This window comes from Pseudokineococcus sp. 5B2Z-1 (assembly GCF_037482305.1).
Classification (GTDB): Bacteria; Actinomycetota; Actinomycetes; order Actinomycetales; family Quadrisphaeraceae; genus Pseudokineococcus.
In genome coordinates this window covers 708,784-725,662 of sequence record NZ_JBBHZG010000001.1, presented here as the reverse complement: position 1 = coordinate 725,662, position 16,879 = coordinate 708,784, and the positions used below count along the sequence as shown (strand labels likewise).

Annotated in this window: 12 protein-coding genes; 4 read left to right on the top strand and 8 right to left on the bottom strand. The window is 74.1% G+C overall.

What is annotated here, in order from left to right; genetic code table 11:
* Nucleotides 1-134: 134 nt before the first annotated feature.
* On the bottom strand, nt 135-1,676 hold the full coding sequence (locus tag WDV85_RS03025) for a class I SAM-dependent DNA methyltransferase (RefSeq protein ID WP_339569205.1): 1,542 nt from the start codon (nt 1,674-1,676) through the stop codon (nt 135-137).
* Nucleotides 1,677-1,928: 252 nt separating this feature from the next.
* Between WDV85_RS03025 and WDV85_RS03020 the strand changes: the two genes are divergently transcribed.
* Nucleotides 1,929-2,615: a hypothetical protein gene (locus WDV85_RS03020; protein WP_339569204.1), complete on the top strand. Its 687-nt coding sequence runs from the start codon at nt 1,929-1,931 to the stop codon at nt 2,613-2,615.
* Nucleotides 2,572-3,711 carry an XRE family transcriptional regulator gene (locus tag WDV85_RS03015; RefSeq protein WP_339569203.1) on the top strand — a complete coding sequence of 380 codons (1,140 nt, stop codon included), beginning with the start codon at nt 2,572-2,574 and terminating at the stop codon, nt 3,709-3,711. The genes WDV85_RS03020 and WDV85_RS03015 overlap by 44 nt, the downstream gene beginning before the upstream one ends.
* Before the next feature lie 210 nt (nt 3,712-3,921).
* Here the strand turns inward: WDV85_RS03015 and WDV85_RS03010 are convergent, their stop codons facing one another.
* The 6 genes from WDV85_RS03010 to WDV85_RS02985 form a co-directional block, all read right to left on the bottom strand.
* Nucleotides 3,922-4,677, bottom strand: coding sequence for a DUF429 domain-containing protein (locus tag WDV85_RS03010; protein ID WP_339569202.1), 756 nt, complete (start codon nt 4,675-4,677; stop codon nt 3,922-3,924).
* 29 nt (nt 4,678-4,706) lie between these two features.
* Nucleotides 4,707-5,888: a Fic family protein gene (locus tag WDV85_RS03005; protein ID WP_339569201.1), complete on the bottom strand. Its 1,182-nt coding sequence runs from the start codon at nt 5,886-5,888 to the stop codon at nt 4,707-4,709.
* A gap of 140 nt (nt 5,889-6,028) precedes the next feature.
* The gene (locus tag WDV85_RS03000) at nt 6,029-6,979 is read right to left on the bottom strand and encodes a restriction endonuclease (RefSeq protein ID WP_339569200.1); all 951 of its coding nucleotides are present in this window, start codon (nt 6,977-6,979) and stop codon (nt 6,029-6,031) included.
* Complete coding sequence (locus WDV85_RS02995; protein ID WP_339569199.1) at nt 6,976-8,250, bottom strand: restriction endonuclease subunit S; 1,275 nt, start codon at nt 8,248-8,250, stop codon at nt 6,976-6,978. The genes WDV85_RS03000 and WDV85_RS02995 overlap by 4 nt, the downstream gene beginning before the upstream one ends.
* The gene (locus WDV85_RS02990; protein WP_339569198.1) at nt 8,247-11,009 is read right to left on the bottom strand and encodes a type I restriction endonuclease subunit R; all 2,763 of its coding nucleotides are present in this window, start codon (nt 11,007-11,009) and stop codon (nt 8,247-8,249) included. The genes WDV85_RS02995 and WDV85_RS02990 overlap by 4 nt, the downstream gene beginning before the upstream one ends.
* A gap of 55 nt (nt 11,010-11,064) precedes the next feature.
* A complete protein-coding gene (locus tag WDV85_RS02985; protein ID WP_339569197.1) occupies nt 11,065-12,189 on the bottom strand; it encodes a citrate synthase in 1,125 nt (374 codons plus the stop codon).
* 79 nt (nt 12,190-12,268) lie between these two features.
* Here WDV85_RS02985 and pdxH point away from each other — a divergent pair, with 79 nt between their 5' ends.
* The gene (gene pdxH, locus WDV85_RS02980; protein WP_339569196.1) at nt 12,269-13,033 is read left to right on the top strand and encodes a pyridoxamine 5'-phosphate oxidase; all 765 of its coding nucleotides are present in this window, start codon (nt 12,269-12,271) and stop codon (nt 13,031-13,033) included.
* Between the two features lie 595 nt (nt 13,034-13,628).
* On the top strand, nt 13,629-14,360 hold the full coding sequence (locus WDV85_RS02975; protein WP_339569195.1) for a metal-dependent transcriptional regulator: 732 nt from the start codon (nt 13,629-13,631) through the stop codon (nt 14,358-14,360).
* 62 nt (nt 14,361-14,422) lie between these two features.
* On the opposite strand, the gene metE is transcribed toward WDV85_RS02975, so the two are convergent.
* Entirely contained in the window at nt 14,423-16,783 is a 2,361-nt protein-coding gene (gene metE, locus WDV85_RS02970) for a 5-methyltetrahydropteroyltriglutamate--homocysteine S-methyltransferase (RefSeq protein WP_339569194.1), read from the bottom strand.
* Nucleotides 16,784-16,879 lie beyond the last annotated feature (96 nt).

Below are 16,879 nucleotides of genomic sequence, written 5' to 3'. Positions count from 1 at the left end.
CGCACGCGCGGCGCGAGGGCGGGGTGGTGTCCGTCACGAGCGCGTCGGCCGGGCGCATCGGGCGCCCCGCTGCGGGGGAGCTGTGCGCTGAGGACGCGGTGCACCGCGTCCTCAGCGCACACCGCTCCTCGCGGTCAGTCAGCGACAGGCGCCTCGGCCTCTCGCTCGGCGGCCGACGCCTCGAGCGCGGCCGCCACCGCCTCGAACTCGGCCAGCGCCGCGGTGAGGTCCTCGACGATCTCGCGAGCGATGACCTCGGGCGCGGGGAGCGCGTCGAGGTCCTCGAGCGAGGCGTCGCGCAGCCAGGTGATGTCGAGGTTGGCCTTATCGCGCGCCACGAGCTCATCGTGGGTGAAGGAGCGGAAGCGCTCGGTCTCCTCGCGCTCGGCCCGGGGTCGGCCGGGCTTGTAGGACTCGACGAACTCGTCGAGGTGGTGGCGGCGCAGCGGGTTCTGCTTGAGCGTGAAGTGCTGGTTGGTCCGCAGGTCGTAGACCCAGAGGCGCTCCGTCCACGGCCGCCCGTCGCTGCGCGCCTGCCGCTTGTCGAAGAAGAGCACGTTCGCCTTGACGCCCTGGGCGTAGAAGATCCCCGTCGGCAGCCGCAGCATCGTGTGCAGGTCGAAGTCGCGCAGCAGCCGCCGCCGCAGCGTCTCGCCGGCGCCGCCCTCGAAGAGCACGTTGTCGGGCAGGACGACGGCGGCGCGCCCGTCGATCTCGAGCAGGCTCATGATGTGCTGCACGAAGTTGAGCTGCTTGTTCGACGTCGTCGCGACGAAGTCCTGGCGCTCGATCTCCCGGTCCTCGCGCACTTCGCGGCCGTCGGCGCCGACCATCGTCAGCGACGACTTCCGCCCGAAGGGCGGGTTGGAGAGGACGACGGTCGCCCGCTTCGACGGCGGCGCGATGAGCGAGTCGCGGACGTCGACCGGGCTCTCCCCGCCGAGCTTGCCGATGCCGTGCAGCAGCAGGTTCATGGCCGCCAGGCGTGCGGTGCCGTCGACCAGCTCCGTGCCGAAGACGAGGGTCTCGTCCAGATGCTTGCGCTGCGGCGGCGTGTAGTCCCGGGACGCCGGCGCCTGAGCGACGTGCTCGTGGGCGGCGAGCAGGAAGCCGCCGGTCCCGGCCGCAGGGTCGATGACCGTGTCGGTGACGGTCGGGTCGATGCAGTCGACGACGGCCTCGATGAGCGGTCGAGGCGTGAAGTACTGCCCGGCACCGGACTTCACGTCCTCGGCGCCGCGGGAGAGCAGCTCCTCGTAGGCGTCGCCCTTGATGTCGGTGCCGGTGCCCGACCACGCCTCCTTGTCGATGAGGTCGACGACGAGGCGCCGCAGCTTCGCCGGGTCTTGGATGCGGTTCTGCGCCTTGCGGAAGACGGTGCCGAGGACACCGCGCTCGCGGGCCAGCTCCCGGAGGATGCGCGAGTAGGTGTCCTCGAGGTCCTGCCCCTCGGCGTCGAGGAGCGTCTGCCACGACAGCTCCTTGGGCACGATGCGCTGCTTCGGCGCGCTGTCGCGGCTCGCGAAGGGGTTGGCGCGCTCGTCGCGCTCGTGGGCCATCTTGAGGAAGAGCAGGTACGTCAGCTGCTCGGTGTACTCGATGGTGCCGACGCCGTCGTCGCGCAGGACGTTGCAGTACGACCAGAGCTTGTCGACGAGGCGGCGGGCGTCGCTCATGGGGGCATCCTGCCGGTCTCTGCCGTCCGTCCGTCTCCGCCGATCCCTCGAGGAGCCCGCCCGTTCAGCACCAAGGGTGCCCTCGGGTCGACCGACCAGCGGTCCTGCGTGACGCCTCGTCGGTTGCGAGGCGGGGGGTCGTCCAGCCTCGCGGCTGCAGGCATCGTGCGACGACTCGCGCGCTGACCTGCGGGTCTTCTGGTTCTGCGCACTCCAGTGAGAGGCTGTGGCTCCACACCACGGGGAGGTCTCATGACCGCAGTGCCGCAGGGAGAGGGCGCCGTCCGCGTCGTCAGCGGGCTCGACGTCGACCGTCGGCTCGAGGAGCTGGGTCTCGAGCGGGGCGTGCTGGTCATGGCGCTCGAAGCCGGGCAGACGTCCGCGCAGCAGGCGACCGAGCACCACCCCGTGACGGCCGCCGGCATCCTGCGCTGGCTGGCCACCGTCGAGACGTTGCGACGCGAGCTGGAGGTCCAGCTCGACTGGGCGCCCGACGACGTCCGGAACTCCCCGCGTGTGCTGAGCCCTGACCGCACCACGGCGGTCCTCGTCGCACGGGGCGACCGGGGGACCGGAGAGGTCGAGGTGACGCCGCAGACCGCTCGAGCTCGAGGTCGGTCGACCGTCCAGGCGGTCAACATCAACGAGCAGATGGCGCTGCCCCTCGACGTCAGGGTCGTCGCGGATCCCTCTGCCGAGCGCACCGACGGAGTACAGACGTGGATCCTCCTGCACTACCTCAGTGACGAGGACCCGCAGCAGCTCAGGGCCGAGCTGTCCCTGCCGGTCCGCGTCGACGAGACTGGCCATGTCACCGGCTGGGTGGAGCGCATCCTCCTGCCGCCGCTGACCTTCGGACCCGACGTGGGGTCGGCGCGGGATGCAGGTGACGATGGTGAGGGAGACGGCGATGTCGAGGTCCGGGTCGGGCGCCGCTGAGTCGCAGCCCATCGACCCCTCGCGCGTCACCATCGCGCGGCAGCGGCGCGGGCTGACGATGACCTCGCTCGCCCGGACGTTGGGTGTCACCCCGCGCACCGTCAGCACGTACGAGCGGGAGGGCGCCCCCGCGAAGGCCGGCGAGGCCCTCGCCGACGCCCTCGACGTGCCGAGCGACTTCTTCCGGCGTCCTGCCCTGGACCTCGTCGACGACGAGCGCGTCGCCTTCCGCGCTCGCCGGCGGACCTCCGCCGGGCAGCGTGCTGCGGCCACCGCGGCGGGGCGCATCGGGATCGAGCTCTACGCCTGGTTGCTCGAGCGCTTCACGGTGCCGGACGTCGATCTCCCGGAGCTCGACCACGACGATCCGGTGCGTGCTGCGTCAGCACTCCGGGGGCGGTGGGGCCGGCCGACCGGACCCGTGCCGAACCTCGTCCACCTCGCCGAGGCCCATGGCGTGCGGGTCCTGACCCTGCCCGCGGGCGCGGCGGAGGTCGACGCCTTCAGCGTGTGGCACGACGGGGCGCCGTACGTCTTCCTGACGGTGTCGAAGACGCCGGAGCGGGCCCGCTTCGACCTCGCGCACGAGCTGGGGCACCTCGTCCTGCACTCGCGCTCCGGGGGCGGTGACCTCGAGCGCGAGGCGGACCAGTTCGCTGCAGCACTGCTCATGCCGGTGGAGGAGCTCCGCACCCGCGTCGGGCGGGAGGTCGCCGCGCCGCAGGTCGTCCGGAGCAAGGCCTACTTCGGGGTCTCTGCCATGGCGCTCAACCGGAGCCTGCACGCGGCGGGGCGGATGAGCGACTGGACCTACCGCCAGAACTGCGTGCGCCTGACTCAGATGGGGTACAGGGCGGGTGAACCGGCGGGCATCGCTCGCGAGCGGTCCAAGGTCCTGCGCATCGTCTTCGACGCTCTTCGAGAGACCGGGACGACGACGCGCGACGTCGCCGATGCGCTCGGCCTCCGCCCTGGGGACGTGCACGACCTCACGTTCGGGCTGGCCATGACGACGGTGGCGCCGTCACTCGCGCCGGAGGGCCAGCCGTCGCCGCAGGTGGGTCGACAAGGGCTCCGTCTCGTCGGCACGACCTGAGCGAATCGCTCGACGGCCCAGGAGGGGTCCTGGACCCTCGTCTCCGTGGTCGGCGGTCACAACGCCTCAAAGAAGTCCTCGTCGAGGCGGCGCAGCGTCACGGTCGTTTCCGCCTGCACTTTCCCTGGCCGGTGTGGTGCCGTGACATTGTTAGCCCCCGGCAGAATTGATCGTCCGTACCACGCTCGCCCTACGCCTGACGAGGCTCCCTCAACGACTTTGGGAGCTGAGGTCATTGAGCGCGGACGTCGGCACGGCGATCCAGCCCTCGCGCCGGGCGCGTGCCGCTGCGAGCGCGTCCGTCGGCACGGCCATGAGCCCGAGCGCGGCCGCGCGGGCGGACAGCGCAGCGACCAGCGCGTCGAAGGCATCGTCACGCCGCCGGCAGAGCTCCTCGTGCTCACCGAGCCGCAGCCACGGCGCGGCCTCCACGAGGCCGTCGACGAGCGCCCCGAGCGCCGCCGTCCGGGCGCTGCCCTTGTAACCGCGGGAGCCGAGGTCCCAGACGTGGAGAGACGCCGCCGGGTAGACCTCGACGACGACGCCCGTGCCCGCCCGGTCGACCGGCGAGCCCGCGGCGGCGAGCCGGCCGAGGAGGTTGGCCGTCCGCATCGCCGTAAGGCCGATGCGGTCCGCGGCCACGCTGAGCGGTCGCAGCCCCGTCGTCTGCGTGACCGCTACGTCGGTGGCGCGGTTGGCCAGACCACGGCGCCAGTCGGCGTCGTCCAGCGCGTGGGGCTCGAGGTGGCCGGTGTGGTGCCTCGTCAGCATCTCGACGAACCCGTCGGGCCAGCCGAGCGGGCAGTCGAGGCCGAGCTTCGTCGACGTCGCCGCCGCGTCGACGATCGCGGCGTCGTCCACGCCGAGACGGAGGTCCGTCAGCACTGCGCCGTCGGCGTCCCACCGGATCGTCGCCATCCCCGTCTTCGCCGGCTCCGTCGCCAGGTCGATCCCAGTCGTGATCACTCCTGGACCGTAGGGGCGACCTCGGACAGTCAGACGGTCCGCGCCTCGGTGACCGGCGGCGAGGCGCGGCGAACCTCGTCCATCAGGTCGGGGAAGGGGTCCTCCAGCGGTCGTCGTCCGGAGCGCAGGGCGAGGAACGGGTGCATCAGCCGCTCGGTCGCCTCGTAGTAGCGGCCTCGGGTCTGCCCGTGCGGGTGGAGCAGGCCGGCGTTGACCAGCCGTCCGAGGTCGCGGGTGGCCGTCCGGTCCTCGAGACCGGCGCGACGGGCGTACGACGGTCGCTGGATGCGCGCACCCCGGACGGCATCGAAGAGCAGGTCGGCGGTGCGCTCCGGGAGCCCGTGCTCGGTGACGAGCGCGTCGATGGCACTCCACAGCTCTTCCGCCTCGCGGAAGCGCCGCGCCTGCGTCTGCGCCTGCATGTGGTGCGCGCGCAGGCAGAACTTGACCCAGAGGTGGGCGTCGCGCTCGGGCCGCCACGCGCCATGCCCCGTGGCGGCGAGCACGCGGTAGTAGTCCTCGGTGTTGCGGCCGAGCCACTCCTCGATGCTCGAGAAGCTCGGCTCGAGGACGTCGTCCTGGGCGAGCACGAGGGTCTGCAGGGCGCGGGCCATCCGGCCGTTGCCGTCGCGGAAAGGGTGGACCATGACGAGGTTGAGATGCGCCATGGCGCCACGCACCAGCGGGTCGGTCCCGCGGTCTGCGTCGAGCCGCTCCGCTAGGGCGTCCACGAGTGCCGGCACGGCGTCGCTGTCCGGTGCCTCGTAGACGGTCTGACCGGTCGCCTCGTCCTGGACGTAGACGACCCCGGGGCGGTACTGGCCAGGGCTCTTGCTCAGGTCGTGCTCGAGCAGCATGAAGTGCATCGAGCGGAGGGTCATCGCATCGAGGCGGAAGCCGGGCGTGGACGCCAGCTGCAGCACGTAGGTGAGGACGCGGCGGTAGCCGACGATCTCGGCCCAGGTCCGCTGGTCGGCGGTCATCGGTTCGTCGTCGTCGACCGCGGCGAGGGCGTCCTGCTCCGACACCACGTAGCCCTCGATGCTGTTGGAGCCGCGGATGGCCTGCGCCTGCGCGGAGCGTCGCAGACCTCCCGTCCAACGACGCGGCGCGCGCAGGACGGTGGCGAGTGCGGACCGCATGGCGTGGATGTCGTGCAGCACGCGGTCGTCGTCGAGGTCCAGGTCGGGAGTGCGGAAGAGGGCAGGCATGTCGCTATGTCCTTGTCATCGGGACACGCCGTCGATCCTCGTGCCGGTGTCACGAAGATAAAGACATAGCGACACGGCGTCTACCCCGCCCTCGCCCGCGAGCTGCTCCTGCGGCGGTGGCGACGCTCGACCTCGACCGCCTACAGAGCCTCGAAGAAGTCCTGGTCCAGACGGTGCAGCGTCACCGTCGTCTCCGCCTGCACGCCGACGCCGTGGCGGAGCATGAGGGCGGCGAGGCGGGCGCCGTCGACAAGCTCGACGCGGTGGCTGACCTTGTCAGCCGTCTCCCGGGCGCCCTTGGTGAAGGTGCTTGTCGTCATGAACACCCCTCGATCACCCTGGTTGCTCGCGAGGGCGCCGACGAAGCCCTGCAGCTCGGGGCGGCCGACGGAGTGGTCGGCCGCGTAGCGCTTGGCCTGCAGGTAGATGCGGTCCAGGCCGAGCGGGTCTTGGCTGATGATCCCGTCGATGCCGCCGTCGCCGGATGCGCCGGAGTGCTCGAGTCGGCCCGCCCGGCCGTAGCCCATGGCGCGCAGGAGCTCGAGGACCAGGCGCTCGAAGTCCGGAGGGCTGAGGGCGAGGGCACGGTCGAGCAGCTCGCTCTCGACGGCCGCGCGGTTCTCGGTGACGGCCTGGGCCAGGAGATCTTGCGGGGAGGCGGCTGCGGTGACGTCCGGGACCTCGTCAGGCGTCGCCGGCGGAGTGCTCGCGACGGGGTCGACGGAGGGCGGCGTCGCCTCGGACGAGGTTCGACCACGGAAGTCGCGGTAGGCCGCGAACGTGGAGAGCACCGTCATGTCCACGCGCTCGGGGTAGGCGGCAAGGACCTCGGCGCCGGCGTCGGTGAGCACGAGGTGGCCGCGCTGCGGCCGGTGGACCACGCCGGCCTGCGCCATGTGCGTCACCGCCCACCCCACGCGGTTGACGATGAGCCGCGCCCGTCCGCTGGGCAGCATCTGCGCCCGCTCCTCCTCGGTGAGGCCGAAGAGGTCGGACATCCGTTCCGTGAGGTCGCGGACCCGGTGAGGCTGTCGGTCGACGAGCTCGGCCAGCAGCGGGCGCATGAGCGTCTGAAAGTCGGGGACGGTCACGACGCCGCCTCGGCCAGCTCCTCGGCGACGTCCATGTCGCTGGATCGGCCCGTCAGGCGACCGGTGAAGGCGGCGGTGAGGAGGGCGCGGCGAAGGGCGGTGCCACGAGCGACGGCTAGGTCGAGACCCTCTCGAAGCCTTATGTGTGCCTGGAAGACGCTCGTTGCCTCGTTCACGAGGGCTCGTTGTTCCTCGAGCGGCGGGATGGGGAACTCGACGCCCTTCAAGCGTGCGGCGGAGAGGTGGGCGATGTTCGTGGTAATTCTCGCTTCCCGCGTGAAACGCCCCGTGTGCACGTGTCGTCGAAAGACCAGGAGTGCGAATTCGGGCACAACGTTGTCATGTGCCGTGAAGCGCAAGAGGCTGTTGGTGAAGGCGACGTCAGGTGGCTGGCCTAGGTACAGCGCTGGCCTGCCGACGAGCTCCGGCGTCTGCCCTTCGTTCAGCAATACGTCGCCCGGGTGCAGGCGGAAGCGCTCGAAGGTGTCGCCTGGCCAGTGCATGGACTTCAGGTCGTGTGCACGAATGTCGTTCTCGTAGACGTTGGCGACGCGTAAGTACGGGCGCACGTTGTCGCCGTCGTGCCAGTCGGGGTGGCGCTGGCGTCCCAATTCGACTCGACCTGCTCCGCCTGTCGTTGTGGCGTCCCAGTGCGGGGGGTAGTCGACCTCATCGGGTACGAGTCGAGCAAGTGTCGAGCCATGCGCCGACCGCAGTCGACGCAGGGAAGCGGCGAGGTAGGCGTCGGCGGCGTCGAGGCGGGAGAGGTGGTCCTCGAGGACGGCGACGATGCGTCGCTGCTCGTCGAGCGGCGGCAGCGGCACCGGCAAAGCGCGGAGGCGCTGCTGCGGCAAGTGCGCGATCGTCGAACCGGTGGCGACGCTGGCCAACGTCCCGTCGTCGGCGTAGCGACGGAGCAGGTGGCTGAGGTACCGAGGCTCGAGCTCGGCGTGCGGGCGGATGCGGTGAAGGGCCTTCTGGTAAGCCAAGTACTCGCTCCGCCCCTGCCAAATCGCGTTGCGGCCGATCTCGCCGCCCTCGCAGACGAGCAGGTCGCCGCGGGCCACGGCGAAACGATCGAGCTCGTCCTCGGCGATCTCCATGGTCAGCAGGTCGTCGAGGTCGATGCGCCCCCACTGCACATTCACGTTCCGGAGGTACGGCACCTCGCGGTGCCCGCGGGTCTTGCCGCGGTCGAGCATCTTGCCGAGGGCGGTGTCGGCGACCTCGTCGAGCCGAGTCAGGCGCCAATCAGGGGGCAGCGCCGTCACGCCGTCAGCTCCCGGTTCAGCTCGTGGAACAACTCGACCCCGCGGTCGCCCCCCAGCGCCCGCAGGAGCCCGTCCTGCCCACCCCGCTCGGTGAAGGGCGCCGTCTCCAAGTCGTCCGGCCCGATGCCGGCGGACGCGGCGATGACCTCGGCCATGCGGTCCAACCACCACTTCTCGTCGTCGGTGAAGCGCACGCCGGCCTGCTCCTGCTGGCGCTGCCAGGCGGCGTAGCGCTCGGCGACGCGGTCGGCGTACGGCACGAGCTCGTCATCCTGGCCCAGCGTGAAGCGCAGCAAGGACACGAGGTCCGTCAGCCGGTTCCGGTCGCGGTGGCGGACCCGGCCGGCGTCGACGACCTCGTAGGCGCGCCACAGCAGGTCGGGCGTCCAGCTGTGCGGCGGGCGCTTGATGCGGTTGGCCAGCTCCTCGATGTCGTCGAAGGACAGGTGCCGGTCGCGGGCCTCCTCGAGCACCTGCAGCGCGGTGATCTCGTCGCGGTGCTCCTCGAGGTAGGCGCGCCAGCTCTCGACGACCGAGCGGGCGCGGTCGGTGTCCACCACGCCGCCGGCGTCGAGGAGGACGTCCTCGCTCACCTCGTCGACCACGCGGTCCTTCGCCCGCCGCAGCTCGAGGATGCGGGCTCGCAGCGGTGGGTTAGCCGCCAGGGGCTCGGTCGCCCGCTCCAGCAGCTCGGTGACGGCCCGGTCGGCGTCGGCGCCCTCCAGCCCGGCGCGGACTCCGGCCTGCACGTCGGGGTCGACGGCGTCGACGAGGCCGCGGACGACGTCGCGCAGCGACCCACCGGCGACCTCGTCCAGCTCGATGCGCTCGGCGGGCGAGAGCTGCAGCTCGAGGGCGGACAGCCGGGAGGCCAGCGTCGCCGCCTCGTCCTCGGTGAGGGTGAGGTTGGCCGCCCGGTCGAGCAGCTTCTGCAGCGAGGTGCCCTTCTCCCGGTTGAGCGGCGGCTCGACGAAGGGGTGCTCGGTGACGCCGACGGCGTCGACGAGGACGAAGCGGGTCTTCTCCGTGGCGTCCGGCGTGACCGCCTGGTACTCGGCGGGCGCGATGGTGCGAGCGCCGCGGCCCTTCATCTGCTCGAAGTACTGCGCGCTGCGCACGTCCCGCATGAAGAGCAGGCACTCGAGCGGTCTCACGTCGGTGCCCGTGGCGATCATGTCGACGGTGACGGCGATGCGCATGGCCGCCGTCTGGCGGAAGTCGTTGAGCGCGCGCTTCGGGTCCTGCGCGTTGTAGGTGATCTTGCGGACGGCGTCGTTGCCCATGCGGAACACCTGCCGGGCGGTGGTGACGACCTCCTCGGCGTGGGCGTCGTCCTTGCAGAACACCAGCGTCTTCGGCACGACCTTCCGCCCGGGGAAGATCTCGGTGGAGAGGCGGTCGCGGAAGGTCTCGAGCACGGTGCGGATCTGGTCGGTCGACGTCACCGCCCGGTCGAGCTGCGGGCCCGTGTAGGCGAGCTCCTCGTCGAGCTCGACGTACTTGCGCTGCCGGGTGCGCCGATCGACGGTCGGCACCACGGTGCCGGCGTCGATGACGGACCCCTGCTCGCTGATCTGGGTCCGGATCCGGTAGACGTCGAAGTCGACGTTGACGCCGTCCACCACCGACTGCGGGTAGGTGTACTCGCTGACGAGGTTCTGCCGGAAGAAGCCGAACGTCTGCTTGCCCGGTGTCGCCGTGAGCCCGAGGACGTGGGCGTCGAAGTACTCGAGCACCCCGCGCCACACCCCGTAGATGGAGCGGTGCGCCTCGTCGACGATGACGAGGTCGAAGGCCTCCGGCGGGACGGCGGCGTTGTAGGGCGCCTCGACAGGCTTGTCCGGCACGTAGTCGTCGACGTTCGGGTCGTCGTCGCTGCTCGCCTCTCGGCCGCGGAGCACCGCGTGCACCCGCTGGATGGTCGAGATGACGACCGAGCTGCTGCCGAGGGCGCCCGCGCTCGTCAGCTTGTCGACGTTGTAGATCTCGGTGAAGCGGCGCCCGTCGCCCGGCGTCCGGTAGTTCTGGAACTCCGCGAGCGTCTGGTCGGCCAGGTTGTTGCGGTCGACGAGGAAGAGCACCCGTCGCATGCCGCCGTGCTGCAGCAGGCGGTACACCTGCGTGATCGCCGTGAAGGTCTTGCCCGCGCCCGTGGCCATCTGCACGAGCGACCGGTCGTGCTGCTGCTCGGCGAGCGAGCGCTCGACGCCCCCGATGGCGGTGATCTGCGCCGGGCGCAGGCCCTCGACCGCCAGCGGCGGCAGGTGCCGTACCTTCGCGCGCCACGTCGCCCGGTCGGGATCCGTCTCGGCGTCGCGCACGAGCCGGGCGAGCGTCGCCGGCTGCGGCGGGTGGCTCACGAGCCGCGCGCGCGGCGACGGGTCGAAGCCGTTGGTGAGGTGGGTCTCGGTGCCGCTCGACTCGAGGACGAAGGGCAGGCGGCCGTCCGTCGTCACCGCCTTGTGGCGCACGTCGGCGGGCAGGCCGGTGGCGTACATGGCCGACTGCCACTCGACGCCGGACAGCGTCGTCCCCTCGGGCTTGGCCTCGAGGACCCCGACGACGCGCTTGTCGACGTAGAGCAGGTAGTCGGCGCGGCCGTGGCCGGGCGCCATGGGCACCTCGCGGACGGCCACTCCCTGCGCGGCGAAGAGGTTGGTGTCGCCCCGGTCCTGGACCGACCACCCCGCCGCCGACAGCTGCGCGTCGATGAGCGCGCGGGCGCGCGCCTCCGCGGCGACGTGCCCCCCGCTCGTCATGCGCCTCCCCGTCCGATCCCCGTGCCGCGCACCGTAACCGGCTGCGCAGCGTCCGTCAGCGACTCGCGGGTCGTGCCCCCCGGTCGACCGCGTGCTGCTCCAGCACGTGCGCCGACCAGCCCGCCGTCCGCGCGCAGAGCACGAGCGGGGTGAGCATCGACGCCGGGACGCCGGCGCCGTCGAGGAGCACGGCGGCCCACAGCGCGGCGTTGGCGGTGCGGGGCAGGCCGTCCGCGTCCCGGCGGGCGCGCTCGGCGAGGGCGGCCTCGCCGGCCTCCTCCAGCGCCAGGGCGCTCGGCAGGCGCGCCGGCGCGAGCTCGCGGACGGCGTCGCGCAGGAGCGGCACCCGCGGGTCCGGACCGCCGCGGCCGTGGAGGCCGAAGCCCATGAGGCGGTGGCCGCCGTCGAGCACGGAGGCGACGACGCGGCCGGCGTCCCCCGTGCGGTGGACGGCGTCGAGCAGGTGCAGGACGCGCGGAAGGGCCCCGGCGCAGAGCGGTCCGCTCATCGTGCCGACGGCGGCGGACAGGCACGCGGCGGCGTCGGCGCCGCTGGCGGCGACCGTCCGCGCGGTGACCGTGGCCGGCGTCAGCCCGTCCTCGGCGAGGACGGTCCAGCCGGCGTCGAGCGCGCGGGCGTGGTCGGGGTCCACCTCGCCGCGCCAGCGCAGGAGGAAGCGCTCGGCCGTCGTGCGGCCCTGGTCGACGCGGCGCTGGGGGACCATCGGGGCGTCCGGCCCGCGGGCGGACTGCGCGATGAAGCTGAGCGCCAGGACGCTGGCGCGCGCGACGTCCTCGCGGGCCCGCTCGGGCGGGGTGTCCATGAGCGGCGCGAGCCCCCAGACGGGCGCGACCTGCGCCAGGGCGCTCTGGACGTCGACGCGCACGTCGCCCGTGCGCACCGGCAGGGGGAAGGGCTCGGCGGGGGGCAGGGCTCCGTCGCGGGCGCCGGACGGCGGCTCGCCGTCGACGAGCAGCGCCCACACCTCGCCGAAGGGCGTGCTGCCGGCCAGGTCGGCGACGTCGCGCCCGCGGTAGCGCAGGACGCCGGGGCCCGTCTGGCTCACCCGGGTGGTCCGGGCGGCGCGTGCGGTGAGCGACGCCTCCCGCGCCAGGCCGCCGGTCGCGCCGGGCTCGCCCGCGGCGGTCTCTCCGCGCGCGGACGCGCTGTCGTCGTCCACCGCGACTCCCCTCCGCCGCCCCCGCGGGCGGCGCGCTCGCCCGGCGCGCCCGTGCGCCGGCGGGCCTACTCTGCCGCGCGTGGTCGCGGCGGAGCACGGCGGTGGGGGCGGCGGGGCGCCGGCGGGCGCCTCGGGCGAGCACGGCGGGGCGCGCGAGCCGGTGGTCGACCCGTCCGCGCGGGTCTCCTACACGGGCACAGGGCTCGAGGACGACGCGCCGCTGTGGACCGCCGACCCGCCCCTCGCCCCGCTGGGGCTGCTCGAGCGGTGGTACGCCGACGCGGCCGCGGACGAGCGCGTCGTCGAGCCGGGCGCCGTCGTGCTCGCGACGGTCGACGCCGACGGGGTCCCCGACGCGCGGACGGTGCTGCTCAAGGGCCTCGACGGGCGCGGCGCCGTCGTCTACACGAACCTCGCGTCGGCCAAGGGGCGCCAGCTCGAGGCCCGCGCGCACGCGGCGCTGGTGCTGCCGTGGCACGCGATGTCGCGCAACGTCCGCCTGCGGGGGCGCGTGGAGCGGGTGACCCGCGAGGAGTCGACGGCCTACTTCGCCCAGCGCCCGCGCGGGTCGCAGGTGGCGGCGTGGGCGTCGGCGCAGTCTCAGCCCGTGGGCAGCCGCGCCGACCTCGAGCGCCGCGTCGCCGAGCTGGAGGAGCGCTTCGCCGGGCAGGAGGTGCCGCTGCCGCCGACCTGGGGCGGGGTGCGGGTGCTGCCCGTCGCCGTCGAGCTGTGGGCCGGGCGCGCCTCGCGCCTGCACGACCGCGCGGCGTGGACGTCGGTGACGGGCGAGCCGGCGCGCCTCGACGACGCCGGCGCCTGGCGCCTCGCGCGCCTGCAGCCCTGAGGGGCGAACGGGGGACGACTCGCCCTCCGGTGGCGGCCTTGAGGGGCGAGGAGACGGCGACTCGCCCTCCGGTGGCGGCCTCGAGGGGCGAACAGGCGACGACTCGCCCTAGGGGGCGTCCGGGGCCGGGCGTGGAACAGCCCCCGGGTCCGACGTCGTCGACGTCGCGCCGTGCTGGACGGGCACGGCACCCGGGGGCTGCGGTGGCTGCCGGGATCTCGCCGGTCGCCTCTGTCGCACCGGGGCCTGTTCCCCGGTCGGCGGCCGGACTCGACTGCTGGGCAGCGTCGTCCGAGGTGCTCGGGCGGCTAGCGGGCAGCCACCTCACGTGTCCTTGTACCACTCACTGTACGGACCACCTCCTCTCTCGTGTGGCGGCACCGTACGTCCGCCCCCGGCGTCGCGCCAGGGGTTTCCGCGGGGTCCGCGGACGAGGCCGGGAGGGCGGCGGGGAGGGCCCATGAGAGGGCGGCGCGAGGTGTCGACGAGGAGGGCCCGATGGCGGGGGAGGCGCCGCCGGGGCGCGCCACTCTAGGATCGTTCCAGGGAAGACCGACGCCGCTCGGTGCCACGACGACGGACACGGAGACACCGCGTGAGCGACCTCATCGACACCACCGAGATGTACCTGCGGACGATCTTCGAGCTCGAGGAGGAGGGCATCGTCCCCCTCCGCGCCCGCATCGCCGAGCGCCTGTCGCAGAGCGGTCCCACCGTGTCGCAGACCGTCGCCCGCATGGAGCGCGACGGGCTCGTCGTCGTCAGCGGCGACCGCCACCTCGAGCTCACCCAGACCGGGCGCACCCTCGCGACGCGGGTCATGCGCAAGCACCGCATCGCCGAGCGCCTGCTCACCGACGTCATCGGGCTGGACTGGGAGTACGTCCACGAGGAGGCGTGCCGCTGGGAGCACGTCATGAGCGACCGCGTCGAGAAGCGGCTCGTCGAGCTCCTCGACCACCCGACGGAGTCCCCCTACGGCAACCCCATCCCCGGCCTGGGCGAGCTCGAGGGCGGCGCGCCCGACGGCGCGGGCGACGCGTCGTCGTCCTTCCTCGAGGGCGTCGTCTCCCTCGTCGAGGCGAGCGAGCGGGAGGGCGTCTTCCTCGTCCGGCGCCTCGGGGAGCCGGTGCAGTACGACCACGTCGTCATGGCGCAGCTGGCGGCCGCGCAGGTGCGCCCGGGCAGCGCCGTCGCCCTGGAGCGCCGGGCGCCCGCGCGCCGCGGCGCCGAGGGCTCCGTCGTCGTGCGCGCCGACGGCGCCGAGGTCGGCCTCGAGCTGGCCGACTCCGTCGCCTCGCACGTCTTCGTCGCCCCCGGCGCCTGAGCCGCCGGCCCGTCCCGCGGTCGTGCCCGCGGGACGGGGCTCGGCGGTCCTGGGCCCGGGGCTCAGCCCGCCAGCTGCTCGCGCGCCCGCGCGGCCCCGGCGACGAGCGAGGCCAGCCCCGCCGCGACCTCCTCGACCGACCGCGTCTTGAGCCCGCAGTCGGGGTTCGCCCAGAGCCGGTCCGCGGGCAGCCGCTCCAGGGCGCGTGCCAGGTGGTCGGCCACCTCGTCGACGGAGGGCACGCGGGGCGAGTGGATGTCCCACACGCCCGGCCCGACGCCGCGGTCGTAGCCCTCCGCGGCCAGCTCGTCGAGCACCTCCAGGCGCGAGCGCGCCGCCTCGAGGCTGATGACGTCGGCGTCGAGGGCGTCGATCGCGGCCATGACGTCGCCGAACTCGGCGTAGCACATGTGCGTGTGCACCTGCGTGGACGGCGCGGCCACGGCCGTCGCCAGGCGGAACGCGTCGACGGCCCAGGCGAGGTACTCCGCGCGCCCGGCGGCGCGCAGGGGCAGCAGCTCGCGCAGGCCCGGCTCGTCGACCTGGACGACCCGCGCGCCCCCGGCCTCGAGGTCGGCCACCTCGTCCCGCAGCGCCAGCGCGAGCTGGCGCGCCGTCGTCGAGCGCGGCTCGTCGTCGCGGGGGAAGGACCAGGCGAGGACGGTCACCGGGCCGGTGAGCATCCCCTTGACCGGGGCGGCGGTGAGCGACTGCGCGTACGCCGTCCAGCGCGTCGTCATCGGCGCCGGCCGGGAGACGTCACCCACGACGACGGGCGGGCGCACGCACCGGCTGCCGTAGGACTGCACCCAGCCGTGGAGCGGCGTGACGAAGCCGTCGAGGCGGGCGGCGAAGTGGCGCACCATGTCGTCGCGCTCGGGCTCGCCGTGGACGAGGACGTCGACGCCCGCGGCCTCCTGCGCCGCGACGACGGCGCGGACCTCCGCCTCCATGGCCGCCTCGTACCCGGCGTCGTCGAGCGACCCGGCGCGGTGGGCCGCCCGCGCGCGGCGGATCTCCGGCGTCTGCGGGAAGGAGCCGATGGTCGTCGTCGGCAGGAGCGGCAGGCCCAGCGCGGCGGCCTGCAGCGCGCGCCGCTCGGCCGCGGGCGTCCCGCGCTCGAGGTCGGCGGGCACGACGCCCGCGGCGCGCTCGCGGACGGCGGCCGAGCGGGTCACGGGCGAGGCGCGCCGGGAGGCCACCACCGCGGCCGACGCCTCCAGCTCGGCGCGCACGGCGTCGCGCCCGTCCGCGAGCCCTCGGGCGAGCACGGCCACCTCGGCGAGCTTCTGGTCGGCGAAGGCGAGCCAGGAGCGGACCTCGGGGTCGAGCTGGACCTCCCGCTCGACGTCGTGCGGCACGTGCAGCAGCGAGCACGAGGGGGCGACGTCGACGTGCGCGCCGGACGCCGCGAGCACCTCGAGGTGGTCGAGGGCCTGCTCGAGGTCGCGGCGCCAGACCCCGCGGCCGTCGACGACCCCGGCGACGAGCCGCCGCCCGGCGAGCCCCGGCAGCGCGGCGAGGGCCTCGACCTCGGCGCGGTCGGCCCCCGCGAGGTCCACCGCGAGGCCGTCCGCGCCCGCCGCGAGGAGCAGCGGCGCCGCGTCGCCGAGGCGCTCGAAGTACCCGGCGACGAGCAGCCGGGGGCGGTCGGCCAGCCCGGCGAGGTGGCCGACCGCCTCCCGGGCGAGGGCGGTGAGCTCGTCGTCGAGGTCGGTGACGAGCACCGGCTCGTCGAGCTGCACCCACCCGACGCCCTCTGCGGCGAGCAGCGCGAGCAGCTCGGCGTAGACCGGCAGCAGCCGGGGGAGCAGCGCGTCGGGGCGCCACCCGGCGGGGGCGCCGTCCGCGGGCTTGGACAGCCGCAGCAGCGTCACGGGCCCGACGACGACGGGCCGGGGCTCCAGCCCGCGGCGCCGCGCGCCGCGCACCTGCTCGAGCAGGTCCTCCGCGTGCAGCGACGGCGCCGCGTCCGGCCCCAGCTCGGGCACGAGGTGGTGGTAGTTCGTGTCGAACCACTTCGTCATCTCCCAGGCGGGTGCGTCCGCCGCGCCGCGGGCGGCGGCGAAGAGCCGGGCGAGCCGGGCCTCCTGGCCCCCGGCCGCCGGTGCGCCGGGCAGCAGCCCGAGCAGCGCGGCGGCGTCGAGCACGTGGTCGTAGAGCGAGAAGTCACCGACGGGGACCTCCCGCAGCCCGGCGCCCGCCATCGCCGCGAAGCGCTGGTCCTGCACCTCCTCGGCGGCGGCGAGGAGGCCGGGCGCGTCGAGCCGCCCCGCCCAGTGGGCCTCGAGGGCGCGCTTCAGCTCCCGGTCGCGCCCCTGGCGGGGGTAGCCGAGGGCGGTCGGCGACGGGCGGTGGCCGGGGGCGGGACCGAGCCCGCCCTCGGTGCCGCCGGTCGGGGTCGTGCTGGTGGTGCTGGTCATGGATCTCTCCTGCGCGAGTCCACGACGGCGCCCGGGGCCGGCCGGCGCGCGGACGCGGACGGCGCGGGGCGCCCCGCGCGCCGGGGCGCGGGCGCG